We start from the raw sequence: 201 nt of genomic DNA, 5'->3' as shown, positions 1-201 counted from the left end.
TTCCGCACCGTCGTAGAGGGCAAGGTTCGCCCCCTCGCCCGCGAACGGCGACATCAGGTGCGCCGCGTCACCCAGCAGAGTCAGGCCGGGCACACGGTCCCAGCGGTGGCCGACTGGGAGCGCATGGATGGGACGAAGGATGGGATTGGCGTCGTGGGTCGTAATGAGGGCCGTCAGGTGCGGCGCCCACCCCACGAACTC

1 protein-coding gene is annotated in these 201 nt (G+C 69.2%); it reads right to left on the bottom strand.

Going from position 1 to position 201, the window contains the following annotated elements; translation table 11 throughout:
• A partial coding sequence (locus AC0IY0_RS29195; protein ID WP_471766534.1) for an FAD-dependent oxidoreductase occupies positions 1-201 on the bottom strand: 201 nt, incomplete at both ends.

It is taken from the genome of Methylobacterium sp. AC315, from assembly GCF_979253755.1.
Note: the sequence above shows the minus strand (reverse complement) of the source record. Positions and strands in the feature narration are given on the sequence as shown.